Genomic DNA, 21445 nt, shown 5'->3' with positions numbered 1-21445 from the left:
CCTCTGGCCATAAAAGGGCAGAAGGGTTGTGTGTTAGTCGGCATTATTCATCCCTCTGTCCCAGTCCGTTATTGGATCAAGGCAGAATCCAAATTATTATTTTTTCATACTGCGTAAAATAATGGTGCAGTTCGCTTTGATACTGCCCATATTCGAAATAATTATAGCAAACTCTGAAAAGGAATTGCTACATTTTTTCGAAAAAATAATTTTTTATCCCTATTATGGTATGTGAAATTTATTAGTATCTAAATGACAAAAAGAAGCTCCAAAATAGGAACTTCTTTTACTTAATTTCTATATCAGCAGAATGAATGTGGTGCACTTGCCCTTGATGATCCTCAAGTAACAATACACCATCCTCCGTAATTCCTTTTGCTAGCCCATTAATAGTTTCCTTCATCGTTCGAGCTGTAATTTCTTTTCCGATACTTACTGCGTAACTTTCCCAAAGAATTTTAATAACAGAGAAGCCATTTTTTAAATACTCTTCATACAATTTCTCTAGTTGCAAGAAAATTTGTTGCATAAGTTCCGCACGAACAATCGGCTTACCCGATTCAATTGCTAATGAAGTTGCAATTTGCTGAATTTCCTCATCAAAATGTTCTTGTTTCTGATTTGCATTAATGCCAATTCCCATAATAACAGCATTAATTTTATCTGGATCAGCTTGCATCTCCGTTAATATACCGACAGCTTTTTTACCTTGAATTAAAATATCATTTGGCCATTTAATCCCTACGTTTACACCGGTACATTTTTCAATTGCTTGCGCTACGCTAACAGCTGCTAATAAAGTAAGCTGTGGTGCATGATGAACTGGAATCGAGGGACGCAAAATAATACTCATCCAAATTCCTGTTCCTTTTGGGGAATACCATTTTCTACTTAAACGTCCTCTACCTGCTGTTTGTTCTTCAGCAACGACAATTGTTCCCTCTTCTGCGCCTTCATAAGCAAGTCTCGCTGCAATATGCTGAGTAGACTCAACCGATTCTTCAAAATAAACCGTTCTACCGATACGCTCTGTTTGTAATCCTAATTGAATCTCATTCGCAGTTACTTTATCTGGTTTACTAGCAATTCGGTACCCTAAGCGGCGTACAGCTTCTAGTTCATACCCTTCATTACGAAGGTCCTCCATATGCTTCCATACAGCGGTTCTCGAACAACCAAGTTTGTCACTAAGTATTTGACCAGATACAAATGCACCATCTGCTTCAGAAAAAACTTGTAATAACTGCTTTCTTATAGTAGATTGCATCTTTGTAGCCACTCCCTTATATCCTCTTTCTTATTAACTAAATCTCCTTGTACGATTGCTTCTTCAATATTTTGAAGCATTTCGGCAACCCACGGACCTGGCTTTTTATCTGTCCAGCTTAATAAATCATTACCAGTCACATTCATTTCTTGACGATTTTTTATCGGCAATGCATGAAATAATGATTGTACTTGCTTAACAGACGCACTATTATAACTTTCTATTATCGCTTCATATACTCTTTCCGCCATCTCAGCGATGCGAATCCCAGTTTTATAAAGAAGGATTGTATCCCACTCCTTCTCCTTTCTAGAACGAATTGCTAATAAAACCGCTACGATATCTTTAATCTTTTTATTCGAGAACTTCCATTGACGCAAAAAGACAGATGGATGCTCTTCTCCGATACAATATAAGAAAAATGCCCACGCCTCAACGTCTGTTTCGAAAGAATCCCATTTATACTGCGTAGCTTTCAAGAGTCTTTCTTCTGACATTTGCAAATATGGCAGATGAGAAAATAGCTTAGTTTCTACTAACTCTTGAAGACCATTCACACAATATGTACCGGTCAACAATTTTTCAAATTCAACTGTAATTCTTTCAATCGCTATATGTTCGAGCAAATGCCCATACGTTTCAATTGCTTGTTTCGTCTTTATTTCCAAAGAGAAACCTAACGTACTTACGAACCGAATACCACGCATCATTCGCAGTGCATCTTCTTGAAAACGGTCTGCAGCATCTCCAACCGTTGTAATTTCCTTCAGACGAATCGCTTCTTTCCCAGCAAATAAATCAACCATTTCGCCTTCCTCTGTCATTGCAATTGCATTCATCGTGAAATCACGTCGTTTTAAATCCTCTTCTAATGAACGGACAAATTGAACACTACTAGGTCTTCGAAAATCTTCATATTCGCTTTCTGTTCGAAAAGTAGTTACCTCATACGGTTCACCATTTTCTACAACAATTACAGTTCCATGCTCAAGACCAACCGGAACATGTCTTGGGAAAATAGCCATTACTTCTTCTGGTAAAGCAGATGTTGCGATATCGATATCTCCAATCGGTCTATCGATAATAAGATCGCGTACACTTCCACCAACGAAGTAAGCCTCATGTCCGTGCTGTTTTAACATCTCAATAATTGAACTAGCTTTTTTAAATCTTTCCATTCTTGTCATCCCTTAGTATGTCATAATAAATCGCCTCATACTGTGAAACGATTTTTTCCGAACGAAACTGCTCATATACAGATTTCATCGCTCGCTCTCCCATATTACGGTGAAGTTCTTCATTTTCTAGTAGCTGAATTGCTTGCTTAGCTATTCCGTCTGTATCTCCAACTTCACATATATATCCTGTTTCACCATGTTGAATGACCTCTGGAATGCCCCCAACCCTCGTTCCGATACTAGGCACACCACACGCCATCGCTTCTAATATAACAAGACCAAAACTTTCCTTTTCTGATAAAAGTAGCATTAAATCACTCATCGCAAGAAGCTCTGCAACATTATCTTGCTTTCCTAGGAATAAGACACGTTCCTCAATATGTAAACTTTTCACCAATTGTAAAATAGTACAGAACTCTGGTCCATCACCAACAAGAAGCAATTTCGCATCTACTTCCTTTACAATTTTGGCAAATGACTGCACAACATCCTGTACACGCTTAACCTTTCGGAAATTTGAAATATGAATCAACACTTTTTCATTTTCTCGTATACCATATTCTTTTTTTAATTGAGACATATCACGTTTGAAATAAACACGTTCATCTACAAAATTGTATACCGTCTCAATTTCTTTATCTGGTTTTACAAGTTCATTTGTTTCTTCAATTAACGAATGTGACACAGCTGTAACAACATCAGATTGTTCAATACCAAAGCGAATTAAATTATTTAACGAAGGGTCGGAACCTAACACAGTAATATCCGTTCCATGTAAGGTCGTAACAATTTTAATACGCTCCCCAATCATTTGTTTTGCTAAATATGCACAAATAGCATGTGGGATTGCATAATGCACATGTAAAATATCAAGGTTTTCTCTTTGAGCAACCTCTGCCATTTTACTCGCTAATGCTAAATCGTAAGGTGGATATTGAAAAACAGAATATTGATTTACTGTTACTTCGTGAAAATAAATGTTCGGGTACACTTTATTCAACCGAAATGGTACACCCGATGTAATAAAATGAATTTCATGCCCGCGTTCCGCCAATTGCTTTCCTAACTCTGTCCCAACAACCCCAGAACCACCTACAGAAGGATAACATGTAATACCTATTTTCAATTTCATTTACATCCCCCTATTAAATCAGCATGTAATAAAACCGGTTTCTTACTCATAAATCCTTCGGCATACAGCACTCCAACTTCTTTCCCAAACATCTTCTCCCGAGCGATTACAGTTTCAACGTATCCTTCGGTTAATGGCGTCTTAACACCATCACTCCCTGTTGAAAACTGACTTTCATACGCTTCTAACGCTTCCACCTTTTTAGAAAGGTATTCACTAATATCTATACAAAAATTCGGTTTATGAAAACCATTAATCATATAATTATAAAACGACTCTACACGGTGCGGCGGAAGTTCAGGCATATATTTACGAATTCCCGCTGAAAAGATAGCTTCTTCCACAAGTTTCGCGCAATTAGCATGGTCTGGATGACGATCTTCGTAATATGGTGCGAAAATTAGTGTTGGTTTATATGTACGAATAATCTTTACAATTTCACGTATATATTCTTCTTTCATATACAAACCACGGTCTGGCATTGCTAAATTAATTCTCGTTTTTACTCCCATAATACGAGCTGCAGCCTTTGCTTCTTCTTTTCTTAGTTCTACCGTTCCATTTGAAGAAAGATCAGCTTCTGTTAAATCGCAAATGCCTACTTCATATCCTTGCTTCGTATACTTTGCAATGGTACCTGCCATGCCGATTTCAACATCATCGGCATGAGCACCAAACGCTAATATATGTAATCCACTCATAATTGTTCCCCTCATTTTCTTAACTTTCGGTAATCTAAATCTCCCCGCTCTAATGCATGCATTAGCATTTCAGCACTTGCCATATTTGTTGCTAATGGGATGGCGTATACATCACATAAACGAAGTAACGCATTAACATCTGGTTCATGCGGCTGGGCTGTTAGTGGATCCCGGAAAAAAATCACCATATCCATCTCATTTTTTGCAATCATTGCACCAATTTCTTGATCTCCACCAAGAGGACCGGATTGATATCTTGTTACAACTAAACCAGTTGCCTCCATAATACGAAGTCCTGTCGTTCCTGTTGCAAAAAGTTCATGTTTTTCAAAAATTGGTTTATATGCGTATGCGAACGAAACCATATCATCTTTCTTTTTGTCATGTGCGATTAAGGCAATTTTCATCCGTTGTCTCCCCTTTAGTCGATAATATTTTCTAAACCGTACACAAGATGATCAAGGTTCATTACTGTTTCAATTGATAGTTTTACACCTGACATAAATGATGCACGGTTGAATGAATCATGGCGAACTGTTAACATTTGTCCATCTCCGCCGAACATTACTTCTTGGTGTGCAATAAGCCCTGGTAGACGTACGCTATGAATGTGAATACCGTCTACATTTGCACCACGTGCCCCTTCTAATTGTTCCGTTTCATTAGGGTGCCCTTGCTCTTTTGGTACACGATTTTGACGGATTAATTCTACTGTTTTTACAGCTGTACCAGATGGTGCGTCTAATTTTTGATCATGGTGTAATTCAATTACTTCAACATCTTGGAAGTACTTCGCTGCCATTTGAGAGAACTTCATCATAAGTACTGCACCAATCGCAAAATTTGGAGCGATAATTGTTCCTACTTCTTTTTCTTTTGCATTTTCTGTTAATTGCTTTAGTTCTTCTTCAGTAAATCCAGTTGTACCAATAACTGATCGAAGTCCACGTTCAACTGCAAGTGTCACATGTTTCTTTCCAATTTCTGGTGTTGTTAAATCTAACAATACATCTGCTTCTACTTCATCTAAACAAGTATGTAAATCCGCGTAAATAGGTGCATCTATCGCTGGCATTCCCGGTAAATCAGAAATTTTTTCTCCGCCATGCTTATAATCAATTGCTGCTACTAAATTGAAATGCGCTGTTCTTTCCATAAGAAGGACTGCTTCATATCCCATGCGTCCTCGTGGTCCAGCGATAATTACTTTAATTTCTTTCATGCGTCTTTCTCTCCCTCATCAATACGTGTCCAACGATCTTTATCACGTGTATTAAATTTATTCATTACAATGTTATGCGCTGTTTCTAAATCAATATTTAAACTATTTGCCATACAAATCATAACAAATAAAACATCTCCAAGCTCTTCCTCAACACTTCGTTCTTTCTCAGTCGTTTTCTTTGGTTTCTCACCATAATAATGATTAACCTCTCTTGCAAGCTCTCCCATTTCTTCAGTTAAACGAGCCATCATTGCAAGCGGACTAAAATAACCTTCTTTAAATTGACCGATATATGCATCTACTTCTTTCTGCATATCTTTCATCGTTTTTGCTTCCATACTAGTCACCTCTTATTCCTTCCTCTTTCATGTTAGCCAATTCATCGCGATTTGACAAATATTATTCCCTCATATCACTATTTACGACTCTTTTTAGGATAGACTATAATAAAGTGAAACTTCTTTTGCGTGATTTTTACAAAAGATCAGCCTGAACCAATCGGGCTCTTACGGCTGGTTCGAACTTTCTTCACTGTTTTACCCTCTACCAGCCGTTAGAGCGGGGTAAAGTGAAACTTCTTTTGCGTGATTTTTGCAAAAGATCAGCCTGAACCAATCGGGTCCCTGCGGCTGGTTCGACCTTTTCTTCTTCGCTTTTCCCTCTACCAGCCGTTGGGACGGGATAAAGTGAAACTTTCTTTTGCATTTTTTCCGCACAATATCAGGCTGAACTAATTAAGCTCTTATACCACTCTCTATTTTTACTATCAACTAGAAATAACTTATTATTATGTTCTATCGTTTAAGAGGAGCAATGCAATCATTACATAATTAGGGGGATTTCTAAATGACATCAAATTTGAAGATTCGAAATATCATTTTTATTTTAATCGGTTCCGCTATTTTTTCTTTCGGTATTGTGAATATCAATATTGAAAATCATCTTGCAGAGGGTGGATTTACCGGCATTACGCTATTATTATATTTTAAATTTTCACTTGATCCTTCCTATACAAACTTAATTTTAAACGTCCCTCTATTTTTCATTGGCTGGAAATTACTCGGCCGAACAACATTTTTATACACATTAATCGGTACATTTAGCGTCTCTTTATTCCTTTGGGTGTTTCAGCGCTACGAGGTTCTCAACTTACATTTAAACTTGCAAAATGATATGACACTGGCTGCTTTATTCGCTGGGGCATTTATCGGCATAGGACTTGGAATTATATTCAAATACGGCGGGACTACTGGCGGTGTTGATATTATCGCAAGGCTAGCTCACAAATATGTTGGCTGGAGTATGGGAAAAACGATGTTTATGTTTGATGCGGTCGTTATCATTATCTCTATTCTTACATATTTATCATATCGCGAGGGCATGTATACGTTAGTTGCTGTTTTTATCGGGGCTAAGGTTATTGATTTCATGCAAGAAGGTGCTTATGCAGCAAAAGGAGCAACTATTATTTCTGATAAAAACGATGAAATTGCTTCAAAAATTTTATCAGAAATGGAGCGCGGAGCAACCTTTTTAAAAGCAGTTGGATCCTATACAAAAATAGAACGTAATGTACTATATTGTGTTGTTGCTAAAAATGAAATCGTAAAATTAAAAAATATCATTATTTCAGTAGATCCACATGCCTTTGTCGCTGTAAGTGATGTACACGATGTTGTTGGTGAAGGATTTACATTAGATGAAAATAAAAATCCGTTACATAATTAAATTCAGCTAGAAAAGCTCTGTAGCTTTTCTAGTTTTTTATTATAAATCTTTTAAGTTTCTCCAAATCCTCATAAATAAGCTCCAACAAACTCCGATTATAGAAAATAGAAGCTGGATGAAAGGTCGGAAAAATATGATATTCTTTTTCTGACCAAATAAATTCTGTACTGCTGCTATCTTTCAATCGCTGCACAGGTTGCTTTAACAATTCTCCATGAACATCCGTAATTTTATCATTTTTACCAACTAAACGCTGTAATGCAATATTACCAAGTGTGACAATAACCGGCTGCTGTATAAATTCCAGTTCATAATCTAGCAAAGGTGCATGGGCAAGTATCTCACCTTGATTCGGTGTTCTATTGTACTTCTTCTGTATTATTTCGCCATTTCGTTCCCTTTTCTCTCTCCATTTATAAGGTCTACTCCGGACCGCACTCGTAATATATACTTCTTCCCTTGTAACGTGAATACGTTCTAAAAATTCCATTAAATGTTTTCCCGCTCTCCCACTAAATGGAATCCCATTATGAATTTCTGTTTCACCAGGTGCTTCTCCAACAAGCATTAATTTCGGGTTTTTAGGGCCCTGTCCACTTAAAAAACCTTCTAATTGGTATGTAGCACTACGCTCCTTCACTTGTTTAACTAAATAATATGGATATTCTATGTCCGTCACCTTCTTTCATCATTCCATACTTATCTTTATTTTAACTAGTTCTATACCCCATATTCTCTCTATTATTTCCATTTGTAACATATTATAAGATTCAATCCACAAAACAAAAAAAGACTATCAAAATTGATAGTCTTTAATCGTCGCTACGCTGCATACCAGTATAAATTAATACGAGACGTAATAATTCAAATACTGCTACAGCAGCTGCTGCTACATATGTTAATGCTGCCGCATTTAATACTTTACGAGCTTGACCGTACTCATCTGTTGATACGATACCAAGTGCTTCAATTTGTTGCATTGCGCGTTTTGATGCATCAAACTCAACTGGTAATGTAACAAGTTGGAAAATAACACCTGCTGCCATTAAAATAATTCCTAGTAACAACAAACCAGACATTTGTGCAAATACACCAATTAGGACAAAAACCCATGACATGTTTGAACCAAAATTAGCAACTGGCACTAACGAATGGCGTACACGCATAAAGTTATAATCTTTCGCATCTTGAATTGCGTGTCCTACTTCATGTGCTGCTACAGCTGTACCAGCAACTGAATGACCATAATAGTTATCTGTCGATAATCTAACCGTCTTTACACGCGGGTCATAATGATCTGACAAATGACCTGGCGTTTCTTCTACGGCTACATTGTACAATCCATTTTCATCTAAAATTTTTCGAGCCACTTCCGCTCCTGTCATACCTGATGTTGAATAAACTTGTGAATACTTGCTATAGGCACTACGTACTTTTGACTGTGCATACAACGGTATGATCAAAATGATCGCGAAGTAAATTAAATAAAACATCATAAACCTCCATTGAAGTTTTAATTATAGTACTTCTCATTCTATTTTTTTCTTCCACCGTTGTCAATAAATAAACCTTACAATCCGTATCTTTATTTATGCGTATTATTTATCTTTAGAATGCAAGTTGCTTCTCCGCTTCTCTCTCTCCCCTTTATACTTTCTCCATCCAACATACGTTAAAGTGAACAAAATAAGTCCTCCAGTAATTGTCATAAACCAAATGAGAGAGGGAGCAATCTCATCTTTTTTTACTGTATGAAATATTTTTTGCAAATCACCTTTAATAATCCCTAGTTGCATTTGTCCACCTTTCGTTTTTAACATAACGTTACGAAATTCATCCAAATAAGATAAATGTGCATTTACACGCTGCGCTTCGTTTTCTGGCAGAGCAATCATTAAACTAGGATAAATAATATTAAATTCATTTAAAAATGTATTTAGCGTCTGTTGGAACTGTCCATCATCGTCTTTTTCCATCGCCTTTTCTACTTGAGAAAAAGCATTCATTATCTTTCTTTCTCTTTCCATCCAAAGTGGCTGATATTTAGATACTTGTGCATCAACAGCAAGTTGTAACGCTAACATATTATCCACTTTAACTTGCCTATCTGAATCTTCCGCGAGAGATTGTTTCGCCTTATCGTATGCTAAAGAAACGACTCTAATTTGTCCCGGAGTTACTTTTGAATTATTTTCATTCTCCTTTGATAGAAATTGCTCTGAGAAATGGTACAGTACTTGTATTGCCTTTTCATCTTCTTTTTTCTTCACTAACTGCAAAGAGTCATCTAGCAATCCAGTTAGTTCACTCCACTCTTCAGCATATATACGTACTGGAAACATTATAATTAGAAATGCTATCAGTCCAATTAATGTTCTCTTCATCCCGGTCCCCCCTATAACTACTAGTACAAAATATGTGGAATTGGACAAGAATAGAACAGAACAAAACCAAAAAATATATTATCTCTATGAAAACAAAAAAATTCTCTTTAAACAGAGAATTTTTTCTTTGAAACCCTTTTCTTTTTCACTAAATATTTATACACACCGTAACAAAGCATACTACCACCTAAAATCAATAATAAAATAATACATGCAGCATGCATAAAGAATTCTTCCGGTAACATTAAAATAACCGGATCTGTTTCAATATCAAACATCCAATAATCATTGCTAAATAAAAGCTTATGAAATAATACGAAACTCTTTTCAAAATTAATAGCAATTGGTAACGTAAGAGCTATTGGAAAAATAATTGTAAGAATCGCTCCGTGAAGTAAAAACTTTTCTTTTTTCTTTTTTAATAAATACGCTCCTCCTAATACAGCAATTACAATCGTTCCATACATTATATATTGAATCTTTACTAAAATATTTTTAACATCTACAAAATGAATGCGTCCATTTGTGGACATATCTAATGTCGGCAATTGTAATGCACCTTCATAAAACGGCGATAAATATGTAATAAGCACATCATAGTTTCTCTTAATTTCATCTTTCGTCATATCCGCTAAATCTGGAATATTTAAAAAATCAATTTCAAAATAATACAACCATTTTCCATATACAACTACCGTTGTCGCGAGAGCGAAAACAGAAAATGCTATGCTATAGGAAACTACTAAAGTGATCAATCGATCCAATATGTTTATACCGCTCTTATTTTTCTTCATTTTCTCCCCCTAAATGTCCTCACCATCATAAAGAAAACTGTTTTCGGTTCTCACGTAAGCAATAATAATATGTAATACACAGTACAGCAATACTTAACCAAAACGTAAAATAACCAATTTTCTCTACAAATAAATGCATAATCCCATATCTCGGCATTTGCCAAAATAAATAATCAATTGCATCATTATGTAATGTCCATATGCCAACTACAGTGAAGTGCCATTTTTTTATCCGATAAAACGGAGCATATAACATTCCCTGCACTGCCATCGCAAAATGAGATAACATTAACATATATCCCATAAGGCCAATAGGGCCTTTTACATAAATCATAATTGCATTTACAACAACAGCCCAAACACCATATTTTATTAAAGTAACTATCGCTAGCGCTTCTATTAACCCCCAGTTCTTCTTCATCAAAAAAGCAATTAAAACAAAGACAAAAAAGAGAGTCGCCATAGGGCTATCTGGTACAAACGGCCAAAATATAGGTGAGGTTTCTTTTAATTGATTTCCATACCATATGAATCCGTAAATTGTACCTAATATGTTAACAACCAATAAAAATAATAGTACCGAACGTTGCCTTAACATTGCATACAAGTAAGCCAATCTGTATGTCCAACACCTTTCAAACAAAGTAATTCTTTCATCGAACTCTACTCTATTATATAGCAAACTTTCCGTCATCGTAGAGTAGAAAACTGAAACAGATTAAATTTTCTTTAGAGATGGCTTTGCTATCCCTTTTCTGTTTCAGCTTCCCCTCATCAAACCGTACGTGAGGTTTTCCCTCATACGGCTTTCCGATGCTCTTCCTTCTTTAGCTTTCAGTTTGTTCTAGCTTCCTACTTTCACGAGTGTGTATGTTATTTTCTTCATCAAGTCCTTGATACGACCATGTTTCTTTCGAACATTTCTTTTCTTATTCCAGAAAAGGTTAAGCCGTTCTAAGACGTACCAATCTATTTTACCGAGCCACTTCTGTCCAATTAAAGATAGGCTATAATAATTTTTGAATCCTTGTAGAATTCTATTTAAACCTTTCACCATCAAACAGTGCCCAGCTTAGCTGGGTACGCAAAATAAAAAGCTGACCACAGATTTTGTAGTCAGCTTTTCTATTATTTTTTATTATACTTTGCAACGAATTCCGAAAGCTTTTTCAGTTCCTCATCTGTACCTTTAAATACACCTTTAGGCATTGAACCTTTTCCATCTTTCGCAATTTTAGCGATTTCTTCTGGTTTTAAAGTTAAGTTTTGCAAAGCCGGTGCTGCCGCTCCGCCCTGTAAATTGTCACCATGACATGTTAAACAAGTATTTTTTTGCATCAACTTGTAGCCGTCATCATTTTTATCAACTGGTGCTGTTTTTACAATTGCTCCTTGTTTTTTTGCAGCTTCCCAATCGTGGTGTGCTACAGATTCCCAAGTTAAAAAAATAATCGATGCAATTGCTAAAAGCATAAACCCCGTTGCTACAGGACGCTTCAATGGTGCTCTTTCTGGGCCTCGATCTAGAAACGGAGCTAATAGTAACGCTCCAAACGCAATCCCCGGCATAATAAACGCACCAATTACAGTAAATGAGCCTGAAGCATACGAATACTTTAATAACTGATACAAGAATAAGAAATACCAATCTGGAAGTGGTATATATCCTGCATCTGTAGGATCCGCCATTCTCTCAAGCGGTGACGGATGCGCCACTGTTAAACATAAATAACCGACTAAAAAAACTGCACCAACCATCCATTCTTTTAACAAGAAATTCGGCCAAAACGCTTCTGTTTTCCCTGGATATTCAGAATAATCTTTTGGAATATTTGGTTTCCGGGCTACTGGTACCCGAGAATCTCCTACAAACTTCATCCCTTTGCCGCGATGCATAATCTCCCTCCTTTTGTTCTTTCCCCTTTAATTTAGCAATCTCTTATAGCGGACCGGAAATACCTTGTTTGCGAATCATGATGAAGTGGAAGGCCATTAAACCTAGAAGTGCTGCTGGTAAGAAGAAGACGTGAATAGCAAAGAAGCGAGTTAATGTTTGGGCGCCAACGATTTCGGAATGACCAGCGAGTAATGTTTTAATATAAGGACCAATGAGCGGCGTTTGCTCTGCAATTTGAATCCCTACTTTCGTAGCAAATAACGCTTTCATATCCCACGGTAATAAATATCCGGTAAAACCAAGACCTAACATAACAAAGAAAATAAGAACACCAACAATCCAGTTTAACTCACGAGGCTTTTTATACGCACCTTGGAAGAAAACTCTGAGTGTATGTAAAAACATCATTACAATTACGAGACTAGCACCCCAGTGATGCATACCACGAACAATTTGCCCGTAAGCTACTTCATTTTGTAAATAATAAACCGACTCCCAAGCATTTTTAATATCCGGCACATAATACATCGTCAAAAACATTCCGGACAAAATTTGAATTACTGTAACGAAAAAGGTAAGTCCTCCAAAGCAATAGACGAATGCAGAAAAGTGATGTGCCGGGTTAACATGCTCAGGTACTTCATGATCAGCGATATCACGCCATATCGGTGTAATATCTAAACGTTCGTCCACCCAATCATAAATTTTATTTAGCATCTACTTTGCACCCCCTCTTGGCTTCGCTTTTCCTAAATACAACGTTCCATCTTTCACTTTAGACTCGTACACATCAAGCGGAGCAAGAGGCGGTGTGCCTTTAATGTTCATCCCATCTTTTGTGTAACGTCCCCCGTGACACGGGCAAAAGAATTGATTAGGATGTGCTTTGTCCGAATTCCAGTTCACTGTGCAACCTAAATGTTTACATACTGGAGAAAACGCAACAATTTCTCCACTTTCATCTTTATGCACCCAAGCAGATTTTGGCTCTTCAGACTTGTACCACCCGTCAACCTGCTTCACCTTAAAATCGAAGCGCTTCGGCTCTGTTGTAATATCCTTTACTTGTCCAACAGCAACCATATCTGTTCCCGCTTCTTTTCTTAACACCGGATCAAGCGCAAACCTCGTCATCGGCATTAAAATACCCGCCGCCATAAAGCCTCCTACCCCTGTAAGTGTGTAATTTAAAAACTGTCTTCTTGACACACGATGTTCTTTCTCGCTCACGAAAATTTCCCCCCTCTATCAGAAATTGTCCCCTCGTGAAAAAATTATATAAAAAATAAAAACTAGGACACTATCATGATATAATACCCTCTTGTATAGGTCAATATCATACTACTCATAATAATAAGAACTTTCTGTTTATTATTATTTTATCCATCTTTCTTCCAACATTTCCATAATATTTTTTATGTGTGCACGAATAACTTCCCTTTTCGCTTGGTCACTAAATTGGTCTAATGATAACGATGGAAACCAAAATAAATCACCCTGCACATCTCTCATATCTTCTTTCCATGAAAAGTCACTTGTCACATAGGCAATATGCTTAAAACCTTGCCTTTGCAAATGATCTGTCCATTCTTGCAAACGGTCTTTTTCATTCTTTTGGCTCTCTACCAAATACGTAAATGCGGGCAGTAAAAGCACTCTTCCTTTATACTCCCTTTCCAACTCCATACTCAAAGCCTCAATAAATTCACCTTGCTCTACAACCATTTTCATCCCTTTTGCTGCCGAAATAGACAAAAGGGGTATAATCCCTGTATCTACATACTCCCTCGCTTGCTCAAACTGTTCTACATCTTTTACAATCCATTTCACCTTTTCTCCCCTCCTCCATTTGAAATAACAGAACTTTCACTTTATATATATTAAACCATACTAAAAGAGGTAAAAAAAGAAAAACTACCTATTATTAAGTAGTTTTTCTTAAAAAGTCTGAATTTCGTAAAGATTACATAATCAAAATGAATTCTATAAAATCTTCAACTCTGCTGTTAACCTATGAAATGCTTCCTTATCTTGCTTATCCAAAGCTTCATCAATTTGTTTCAAAAGACGTTCTCTTCTAAATGAGAATACACTTTCTTCTAAAAATCGTTCTGCAAGCAATCGATCTTTTTCATTCACTTCAATATGCTTTGGCAAATATGGGTTTTCTTCTAATACAGCTACATAGTTTGCATTTTGGAACGATGATTTAAAATTAAGCTGAATATAAATATCCTCATCTCGATTCAAACGAATATCATGAAACGATTTTTCTGCATCTGTTGTCATTACATTTTGTTTGAAAAAGTGAAACGGTGTGTCTTTCACACAATTTGCTGACATTACTAAGCCACGCGGACAATATTTTGCATGTTCTACGAAGTGGACTTTATGCATTAATTGATCGTGACTCATTAAATAATTCAAAATCCATACACATTCACGCTGTTTCAGTTGGTAATTATTCAAAAACCATTTTACAAAATCCTTCTTCTCGTTTACAGAAACAGGGGTATTCATAGCGATTAAGTCCCTCCTCTGTCTTTCTCTTTTCTTTTTAGATTCAAGAAGCGGCATTCAGTTTCCTTCCAACTTATGAAAAATCCTCTAAATTATATAACAATTCTTCAATATGAATTTGTGTCGGGTCTAGTTGTATTAACTGCGTAAATACTTCTTTCGCCTCTTTTCGCATTCCTTCTTCTAATAAGAAATAACCGTACTCTTCCAAGAAATCTGGATGATTCTTAAAAGAAGTATATGCACTTTCATAGTGTTTTAATGCATCCGAATACATTTCTAATTGTTTTTTTGCAAATGCAAGATCCCAAAGTAGTTGTGTATCTGGTTCTCCACTGTCAATTGCACGCTCTACAACTGCAATTAGCTCTTCGTATTTCTCTTGTTCTTTTAAAATATACGCATATTTTAATATCGCACCTAAATGTCCCGGATCTAGCTCCAGCGCTTTTTGAAGCACTTCTTCTGCCTCCGCTATTTTACCTAATTTCGCCGCAATATTCGCTAATTCTACATAGAAAGGAACAGACAGCTCATCTACTTTAATTCCTTCTTGAAGTGTTTCATAGCTTTCTTGAAGCATGCCTTCTTTTTCATAGCTTTTCGCTAAATACATGTATAACGATGCGTATTCAGGATCTAATTCTTTTAATTCTTGCCAAGCACCAATTGCTCTTTGATATTCTTCTCCTTGGTATAATGTGAAGGCATATCCAAATAATGAGTGAATATCTTTTTGCTCTTCTAACCCCGCTTCATAGTAAGAGATTGCCTCTTCCCAGTTTCCAATAGCACTTAAAGTTTCTGCTAGACGAAGCGCAATGACAACACCACCCATAACTTTATGTTCTGCTAGTAACGATTCATAATAAGTGATCGCCTTTTGCTCTTCACCTTTACTACTATATAATTCTGCTAACCCAAACGTAATAACAGGTTCGTCTGGCATCATTTCTTTCGCCTTTAATAGTTTTTGTTCTGCTACATCATCAAAACCTTGCATTTGGAATAAATCCGCTACAAGTAATAACGATTGAACATATAAATCATCGTTTTCTGGAATATCATGAAGCACTTCAATCGCTTCATCTTCTTTATCTAAATCAATATATAATTCTGCTAAAAATACCGTAAATTCACTTTCTTCCGGATATAGCAAGCGTAAGTCTTCAGTAATTGCTAACGCCTCATCCATAAACCCAAGTGTATGATAGTAACGAGCGATATCATACTTCTCTTCATCATTAGCAACTCGTAGTTGTTCTTTTAATAATTGTAATCCTTTTTCTGCTTCACCGTTTTCAATATAAGAAACAGCCTGTTCAAACTTTTGCATAAACGTCTCCTTTAATTCAAAAAATATTCTCTTCTGTTCATTTATCATAAGCAACTAGGTGTAAGAACGCAACCTTTTGAGTGAACTACCTCTTCCTATACTTTCTCTCATAGCGCAGCTAATTGTTCGAAAAATTCCGGATACGATACAGCGACCGCATCACTATTCTCTATTTTCACTTCTCCATCTATAATACACGATGCGATTGCAAGCATCATCCCAATACGATGATCGCCGTGACTATTAACAGTATTTCCTTTTAAACTTTGTTTACCATATATAATCATACCATCTGGTGTAGCTTCAATCTTCGCACCTAATTTGCCTAATTCATCTACAACCGTATCGATACGATTTGTTTCTTTTACTTTTAACTCCTCAGCGTTTTTAATAACAGTACTTCCTTCTGCCTGCGTTGCTAATAAAGCAATTACAGGAATTTCATCAATTAATCTTGGAATAAGAGTTCCACCAATTTCTATTCCTTTTAGTTTAGATGTTTCAATCGTAATATCCCCGCACGGTTCAAACTCTTCATTTCTAATATGATCGATAGAAATAAGTGCACCCATCTTTGTTAATACATCTAAAACCCCTGTTCTCGTCGGATTTAAACCAACATTTTCCAATACAAGCTTACTATTTTGGACAATTGCACCAGCTACTAAGAAAAATGCCGCCGAAGAAATATCCCCTGGAACTTCTATGTCTGCACCTTTAAGTTGTTGTCCACCTTGTAATGAAACAGTCCGTCCATTAACATCTACGGTACAACCGAATGCACGCAACATTCTTTCCGTATGATCACGAGATTGCATAGGCTCTGTTACCGTAGTAATCCCTTCCCCTTGCAAACCCGCAAGTAAAACTGCTGACTTCACTTGTGCGCTTGCTACTGGTGAATGGTAATGCATACCTTTTACCTTACCACCGCGAATAGATAAAGGTGTATATTGTCCGTTTTCTCTACCATCAATTTGAGCATTCATCTGACTAAGCGGGTCTGTAACACGTTTCATAGGACGTTTTCCAATTGATGCATCACCAATTATCGTACTATGGAACGGCGTATTTGCTAAAATCCCAAGCATAAGACGAATAGTCGTCCCTGAATTCCCCACATCTAATACTTCTTTCGGTTCTTGTAAATTATGTAATCCTTTACCGTAAATCGTGACATCGTTACCAAACTGTTCAATCTGGACACCTAGTTTTTGAAAACATGCAATTGTACTTAAACAATCTTCTCCTAATAAAAAATTTGATACTTTCGTCGTCCCTTCCGCTATCGCTCCAAACATAACAGAGCGATGCGAAATAGATTTATCTCCTGGAACAACAATTTTCCCATTCAAACTATTTTTTCGTCCTACTAGTTTCAAACTGTATCCTCCTCACATTTTAAATAAGTTATATGTACAATAGTTCTTCTTATACGTCTACTTCTATTGTAACGTTTTCTTTCTTGAACGTGCAAACAACTCCCCTTATTGCAGTTCAAATGAAAAAGGCTCCTGTAACAGGAGCCTCCACCATTTCTTAAGAATATGTTTCTTCTTTCTTCACTTGTTCTTTTACAAGTTCCGTAAGTAATTCAATAATCTCATCATTTTCTTCTTTTAATCCAACAGTAATACGAATACCATCATGCATACCAAATGCTGCACCAGAACGAACGATATATCCTTTTTTCATTAATCGTTCGAAAGCTTCATTACCAGGTATACCAAGTTTCAAGAAAATGAAATTCGTTTGAGATGGATAGTAGAATACGTTATATTCCTTACAAAATGCATAATATTGATTTAATCCTCCGGCATTTTTCTTCACACACTCTTGTAAAAACTGTTGATCCTCTATTGCCGCTAATGCTACCGCTTGGGCGATAGTTGATGTGTTAAATGGTAGTCTTGCTACCTCTAGCTGCCCAATAAGCTTTGCATCACCAATCGCATATCCAATACGAAAAGCAGCTAATCCATATGCTTTTGAGAATGTGCGTAGCACCATAAGATTTTCGTACTTTTCAAGAAGAGGTAATGTTTGCGGATAATCTTCTGCCCCAGCATATTCATAATATGCTTCGTCCATAATAACGAGCGCTGACTTTGGAACTGATTCTAAAAATGAAAGTAATTTTTGTTTTTCTACATATGTACCTGTCGGATTATTCGGATTACAAACCCATACAATCTTCGTTTTCTCATCTACTTGTTGTAACATTGCATCTAAATCGTGAATGCCATCTTTAAGTGGTACTTCACGAACTTCTGCTCCTTCAATAACAGCATGGTGATGGTATTGCGAGAACGTAGGGTTCGCCATTACAACATTTGTTCCATTATGTAGCAAAGCACGACTAATCATTTGAATGACTTCATCTAGCCCACTACCAAATAAAAGTTGTTCCGCTTTTACACCTAAATGCTCTGCTACTTTCTCACGAAGCTCAAATGCCGCCCCGTCCGGATAGAGTGCATATTGATTAACTAACGAAGTTAATGCTTCTGTCACACGCGCAGAGCAGCCAAACGGATTTTCATTCGATGCTAGTTTCACAATTTTTGACAATCCGTATTCTCTTTTTACTTCCTCAATATTTTTCCCAGGTACATATGCTCTCAAAGTTAACAATTGCTCTTTTACTCTCACTTTTCTTCCCCCAGTCATTGATATGATTTATAATGTCTTACTGTCATCTTTAATCATAACCGTCACCATTACGAGAATACCTTTAAATATGCATTTCATACCTGTTCTATGACTTTTTACACCATATCCTTTTGAAATGCTTCTAACGCAATATGAACAGTCTCATCTGAAATAGATACGACATTCACTCCCCCATATTCCTGCATAAGCACCATATGAATTGTTCCAGCATTTGCTTTTTTATCTTGTTTCATCAACTGAACGAGACGTTCTACATTCAAGTCACTTGGCATTTTTGGATAACCGTATTTCAAGAACCACTGCTTCATTTCTTCATAAGAAAGATCAACTTTGTACACTTGCTCACTTAAAAACATAGCAAATAGCATGCCAACCGCTACTCCATCACCGTGAGTAATATTCCCATATCCTAACTCTTTTTCAAGAGCATGTCCTAACGTATGCCCAAAATTCAAATGGGCACGTACACCTTTTTCTGTTTCATCTTGCGACACAATATTCGCTTTCACAGGAATCGCCTTCGTTAATATATGAATTAACTTTTCATCACGAAGATCCGTTAACGTTTGCACTTCTTCTTTTAACCAATGATATAGCTCTACATCACCAATAAGAGCATGCTTTATCACTTCTGCATAACCTGATCGCCACTCTTTTTCAGGAAGTGAATGTAAAAATGGCGTATGATATACAACAGCTTCTGGCTGATGAAACGCTCCAATCATATTTTTCCCTAGTGGATGGTTAATTGCTACTTTCCCGCCTACTGCGCTATCGTGAGCTAATAAAGTCGTTGGAACTTGGACAAAGCGAATACCACGCATAAACGACGCGGCAACAAATCCAGCCAAATCTCCAATCATTCCGCCTCCAAGTGCGATGATTAAAGAATTTCTATCTAATTTATTTTCAAGAGCCGAAGTGTGAGCCTCATAGAAATTTTCAAAAGACTTCTCTTTTTCGCCACTCGGTACAACAAACGAAAATACTTTTTGCTCTACTTGCAATGCATCAACAACTGTCTGTAAATGCAGTGATGCAACAGCTTCATCAGAAATGATCATTATGTTAGATACTGCAGGATTCATTTTTTGAATAAGCGTTGTTAAGTGTGACAACGCCTCCCTTCCAACATGTACATCATATTCTTTTGATTTCGTTTGAATATGTATGTTCTCCATTAAAATCCCCTCGCATATTCATTATGTTTCTCAATATTTTCACGTATAAGATCGATACGATCTAATCCAAATTGTTCAATTAAAGCTGTTGCGAGCTCCCAAGCCACAATAGCTTCAGCCACAACGCTAGCTGCTGGCACTGCACAACTATCTGAACGTTCAATACTCGCTGTAAAAGGTTCTTTCGTATCAATATCAACACTTTGAAGCGGTTTATATAATGTCGGTATCGGTTTCATAACACCGCGCACAACAACCGGCATACCAGTTGTCATGCCACCTTCTAATCCACCTGCATTGTTCGTTTGTCTTCTGTACCCTTGCACTTCATCCCAAAGGATTTCATCATGCACTTCACTTCCAGGTCTATGTGCTGCTTCAAAACCAATTCCAATTTCAACACCTTTAAAAGCGTTAATACTCATAATTGCCGCTGCTAATTTTGCATCTAATTTTCTATCATAATGTACATAGCTACCTACTCCAATTGGCATTCCTTCTACAACTACTTCAACAATACCACCGATAGAATCACCATTTGCCTTCGCATCATCAATTGCTTGCATCATCTTTTTACCGGCCTCTTCATCTAAACAACGTACAGGAGATGCTTCTGTAGTACTTTGTAATTCCACAATAGAGTTATATTTAATATTTGCTGCCTGTACACCACCAATCTCGATAACATGTCCCGCTACTTGTATACCTAATTCCGCTAATATTTTTTTTGCAACTGCACCAGCTGCAACACGAACTGTCGTTTCACGTGCTGAAGAACGCTCTAATACATTCCTCATATCTCTATGACCATATTTAATCGCACCATTTAAATCTGCGTGTCCAGGTCTAGGTTTCGTAACTTGCCTTTTCATTTCTTTCTCTTCCTGCTCAGTTAACGGCTCTGCACCCATAACCTTTGTCCAATGTGTAAAATCACGATTTTCAACAACAAGTGCAATCGGTGACCCCATCGTCTTCCCATGCCTAACACCACTTACAATTTGCACTTGGTCTTTCTCAATTTGCATGCGTCTACCGCGTCCATATCCTTTTTGTCTTCTAGCTAATTCTTCATTTATATCATTCGCTACTAAAGATACCCCTGCCGGAACACCTTCTAAAATTGTCGTAAGTTGCGGACCGTGGGATTCACCAGCTGTAATATATCGCATACGTTATTCCTCTTTTCGCATATGTATTTATCCCGCTACATAAAGCAGCTATATTATCTTCCATCACTCTTTAAAATACAAAGAAATTATATAGTAAATCGAATGTTTGCTTTCCCTACTTGTAATTGTTCGATTATTTTCATAATAGTAGACCTTTTACTTTACATACCAATATATCATAACAGCCCTAACTTCGTAACTGATCGAAATAAAAAAAGTGCAAGAAGAATACCCCTATTCTTCTCACACTTTTTACT

Annotated in this window: 23 protein-coding genes; 1 reads left to right on the top strand and 22 read right to left on the bottom strand. The window is 36.8% G+C overall.

Going from position 1 to position 21445, the window contains the following annotated elements:
- Positions 1–286: 286 nt before the first annotated feature.
- From NSQ69_RS07975 to NSQ69_RS07945, 7 genes are read right to left on the bottom strand one after another with little or no spacing between them, the layout of a single operon-like run.
- The gene (locus NSQ69_RS07975) at positions 287–1267 is read right to left on the bottom strand and encodes a biotin--[acetyl-CoA-carboxylase] ligase (RefSeq protein WP_002086594.1); all 981 of its coding nucleotides are present in this window, start codon (positions 1265–1267) and stop codon (positions 287–289) included.
- Entirely contained in the window at positions 1252–2445 is a 1194-nt protein-coding gene (locus NSQ69_RS07970; protein ID WP_002086595.1) for a CCA tRNA nucleotidyltransferase, read from the bottom strand. Before NSQ69_RS07970 ends, NSQ69_RS07975 begins: the two co-directional genes overlap by 16 nt.
- The gene (gene bshA, locus NSQ69_RS07965) at positions 2432–3577 is read right to left on the bottom strand and encodes an N-acetyl-alpha-D-glucosaminyl L-malate synthase BshA (RefSeq protein ID WP_002086596.1); all 1146 of its coding nucleotides are present in this window, start codon (positions 3575–3577) and stop codon (positions 2432–2434) included. The genes NSQ69_RS07970 and bshA overlap by 14 nt, the downstream gene beginning before the upstream one ends.
- Positions 3574–4278: a bacillithiol biosynthesis deacetylase BshB1 gene (gene bshB1 / locus NSQ69_RS07960; RefSeq protein ID WP_002011848.1), complete on the bottom strand. Its 705-nt coding sequence runs from the start codon at positions 4276–4278 to the stop codon at positions 3574–3576. Before bshB1 ends, bshA begins: the two co-directional genes overlap by 4 nt.
- Positions 4279–4289: 11 nt before the next feature.
- A complete protein-coding gene (gene mgsA, locus NSQ69_RS07955) occupies positions 4290–4685 on the bottom strand; it encodes a methylglyoxal synthase (RefSeq protein WP_000684753.1) in 396 nt (131 codons plus the stop codon).
- Positions 4686–4699: 14 nt separating this feature from the next.
- Positions 4700–5500, bottom strand: a complete 801-nt coding sequence (gene dapB, locus NSQ69_RS07950; RefSeq protein WP_341099125.1) for a dihydrodipicolinate reductase — start codon at positions 5498–5500, stop codon at positions 4700–4702.
- Positions 5497–5841 (bottom strand): nucleotide pyrophosphohydrolase, encoded by a 345-nt coding sequence (locus NSQ69_RS07945; protein ID WP_002011846.1) that lies wholly within the window; start codon positions 5839–5841, stop codon positions 5497–5499. The genes dapB and NSQ69_RS07945 overlap by 4 nt, the downstream gene beginning before the upstream one ends.
- 508 nt (positions 5842–6349) lie before the next feature.
- Here NSQ69_RS07945 and NSQ69_RS07940 point away from each other — a divergent pair.
- Positions 6350–7231 (top strand): YitT family protein, encoded by an 882-nt coding sequence (locus tag NSQ69_RS07940; protein ID WP_002126452.1) that lies wholly within the window; start codon positions 6350–6352, stop codon positions 7229–7231.
- Positions 7232–7259: 28 nt separating this feature from the next.
- Here the strand turns inward: NSQ69_RS07940 and NSQ69_RS07935 are convergent, their stop codons facing one another.
- From NSQ69_RS07935 to aroC, 15 genes are all read right to left on the bottom strand, one after another.
- Positions 7260–7910 carry a uracil-DNA glycosylase gene (locus tag NSQ69_RS07935; RefSeq protein WP_341099124.1) on the bottom strand — a complete coding sequence of 217 codons (651 nt, stop codon included), beginning with the start codon at positions 7908–7910 and terminating at the stop codon, positions 7260–7262.
- A gap of 133 nt (positions 7911–8043) precedes the next feature.
- On the bottom strand, positions 8044–8724 hold the full coding sequence (locus NSQ69_RS07930) for a zinc metallopeptidase (RefSeq protein WP_002086606.1): 681 nt from the start codon (positions 8722–8724) through the stop codon (positions 8044–8046).
- Between the two features lie 105 nt (positions 8725–8829).
- A complete protein-coding gene (gene ypjB / locus NSQ69_RS07925; protein ID WP_002126445.1) occupies positions 8830–9615 on the bottom strand; it encodes a sporulation protein YpjB in 786 nt (261 codons plus the stop codon).
- A gap of 107 nt (positions 9616–9722) precedes the next feature.
- Complete coding sequence (gene lit, locus NSQ69_RS07920) at positions 9723–10409, bottom strand: lipoprotein intramolecular transacylase Lit (protein WP_002064533.1); 687 nt, start codon at positions 10407–10409, stop codon at positions 9723–9725.
- A gap of 25 nt (positions 10410–10434) precedes the next feature.
- Positions 10435–11025, bottom strand: a complete 591-nt coding sequence (locus NSQ69_RS07915) for a DUF1405 domain-containing protein (RefSeq protein WP_002126441.1) — start codon at positions 11023–11025, stop codon at positions 10435–10437.
- Positions 11026–11537: 512 nt separating this feature from the next.
- Positions 11538–12305, bottom strand: coding sequence for a menaquinol-cytochrome c reductase cytochrome b/c subunit (gene qcrC, locus NSQ69_RS07910; protein ID WP_002011836.1), 768 nt, complete (start codon positions 12303–12305; stop codon positions 11538–11540).
- A gap of 43 nt (positions 12306–12348) precedes the next feature.
- A complete protein-coding gene (qcrB, locus tag NSQ69_RS07905; RefSeq protein WP_000932700.1) occupies positions 12349–13023 on the bottom strand; it encodes a menaquinol-cytochrome c reductase cytochrome b subunit in 675 nt (224 codons plus the stop codon).
- Positions 13024–13536, bottom strand: a complete 513-nt coding sequence (qcrA, locus tag NSQ69_RS07900) for a menaquinol-cytochrome c reductase iron-sulfur subunit (protein WP_002011835.1) — start codon at positions 13534–13536, stop codon at positions 13024–13026.
- A 144-nt stretch (positions 13537–13680) separates the two neighbouring features.
- Positions 13681–14136, bottom strand: coding sequence for a YpiF family protein (locus NSQ69_RS07895; RefSeq protein WP_002126440.1), 456 nt, complete (start codon positions 14134–14136; stop codon positions 13681–13683).
- Between the two features lie 153 nt (positions 14137–14289).
- A complete protein-coding gene (locus NSQ69_RS07890) occupies positions 14290–14826 on the bottom strand; it encodes a ReoY family proteolytic degradation factor (protein WP_002086615.1) in 537 nt (178 codons plus the stop codon).
- Positions 14827–14899: 73 nt separating this feature from the next.
- The gene (locus NSQ69_RS07885; protein WP_002086616.1) at positions 14900–16162 is read right to left on the bottom strand and encodes a tetratricopeptide repeat protein; all 1263 of its coding nucleotides are present in this window, start codon (positions 16160–16162) and stop codon (positions 14900–14902) included.
- 107 nt (positions 16163–16269) lie between these two features.
- The gene (aroA, locus tag NSQ69_RS07880) at positions 16270–17544 is read right to left on the bottom strand and encodes a 3-phosphoshikimate 1-carboxyvinyltransferase (RefSeq protein ID WP_002186289.1); all 1275 of its coding nucleotides are present in this window, start codon (positions 17542–17544) and stop codon (positions 16270–16272) included.
- A 157-nt stretch (positions 17545–17701) separates the two neighbouring features.
- Entirely contained in the window at positions 17702–18814 is a 1113-nt protein-coding gene (gene hisC, locus NSQ69_RS07875) for a histidinol-phosphate transaminase (protein WP_002126434.1), read from the bottom strand.
- A gap of 116 nt (positions 18815–18930) precedes the next feature.
- Positions 18931–20016, bottom strand: coding sequence for a 3-dehydroquinate synthase (gene aroB, locus NSQ69_RS07870; RefSeq protein ID WP_002011826.1), 1086 nt, complete (start codon positions 20014–20016; stop codon positions 18931–18933).
- Entirely contained in the window at positions 20016–21188 is a 1173-nt protein-coding gene (gene aroC, locus NSQ69_RS07865; RefSeq protein ID WP_341099121.1) for a chorismate synthase, read from the bottom strand. The genes aroB and aroC overlap by 1 nt, the downstream gene beginning before the upstream one ends.
- Positions 21189–21445 lie beyond the last annotated feature (257 nt).

The organism is Bacillus sp. FSL R10-2201 (assembly GCF_038008665.1).
In the GTDB taxonomy this organism is placed as follows: Bacteria; Bacillota; Bacilli; order Bacillales; family Bacillaceae_G; genus Bacillus_A; species Bacillus_A mycoides.
The sequence above is the reverse complement of the archived record's forward strand: the minus strand, read 5'-3'. Positions and strand labels throughout refer to the sequence as shown.

Coding starts and splice junctions, on each gene's coding strand:
- NSQ69_RS07975 (WP_002086594.1), bottom strand. CDS start 1,267: ATGCAATCTACTATAAGAAAGCAGTTATTACAAGTTTTTTCTGAAGCA.
- NSQ69_RS07970 (WP_002086595.1), bottom strand. CDS start 2,445: ATGGAAAGATTTAAAAAAGCTAGTTCAATTATTGAGATGTTAAAACAG.
- bshA (WP_002086596.1), bottom strand. CDS start 3,577: ATGAAATTGAAAATAGGTATTACATGTTATCCTTCTGTAGGTGGTTCT.
- bshB1 (WP_002011848.1), bottom strand. CDS start 4,278: ATGAGTGGATTACATATATTAGCGTTTGGTGCTCATGCCGATGATGTT.
- mgsA (WP_000684753.1), bottom strand. CDS start 4,685: ATGAAAATTGCCTTAATCGCACATGACAAAAAGAAAGATGATATGGTT.
- dapB (WP_341099125.1), bottom strand. CDS start 5,500: ATGAAAGAAATTAAAGTAATTATCGCTGGACCACGAGGACGCATGGGA.
- NSQ69_RS07945 (WP_002011846.1), bottom strand. CDS start 5,841: ATGGAAGCAAAAACGATGAAAGATATGCAGAAAGAAGTAGATGCATAT.
- NSQ69_RS07940 (WP_002126452.1), top strand. CDS start 6,350: ATGACATCAAATTTGAAGATTCGAAATATCATTTTTATTTTAATCGGT.
- NSQ69_RS07930 (WP_002086606.1), bottom strand. CDS start 8,724: ATGTTTTATTTAATTTACTTCGCGATCATTTTGATCATACCGTTGTAT.
- ypjB (WP_002126445.1), bottom strand. CDS start 9,615: ATGAAGAGAACATTAATTGGACTGATAGCATTTCTAATTATAATGTTT.
- lit (WP_002064533.1), bottom strand. CDS start 10,409: ATGAAGAAAAATAAGAGCGGTATAAACATATTGGATCGATTGATCACT.
- qcrC (WP_002011836.1), bottom strand. CDS start 12,305: ATGCATCGCGGCAAAGGGATGAAGTTTGTAGGAGATTCTCGGGTACCA.
- qcrB (WP_000932700.1), bottom strand. CDS start 13,023: ATGCTAAATAAAATTTATGATTGGGTGGACGAACGTTTAGATATTACA.
- NSQ69_RS07890 (WP_002086615.1), bottom strand. CDS start 14,826: ATGAATACCCCTGTTTCTGTAAACGAGAAGAAGGATTTTGTAAAATGG.
- NSQ69_RS07885 (WP_002086616.1), bottom strand. CDS start 16,162: ATGCAAAAGTTTGAACAGGCTGTTTCTTATATTGAAAACGGTGAAGCA.
- aroB (WP_002011826.1), bottom strand. CDS start 20,016: ATGGAGAACATACATATTCAAACGAAATCAAAAGAATATGATGTACAT.
- aroC (WP_341099121.1), bottom strand. CDS start 21,188: ATGCGATATATTACAGCTGGTGAATCCCACGGTCCGCAACTTACGACA.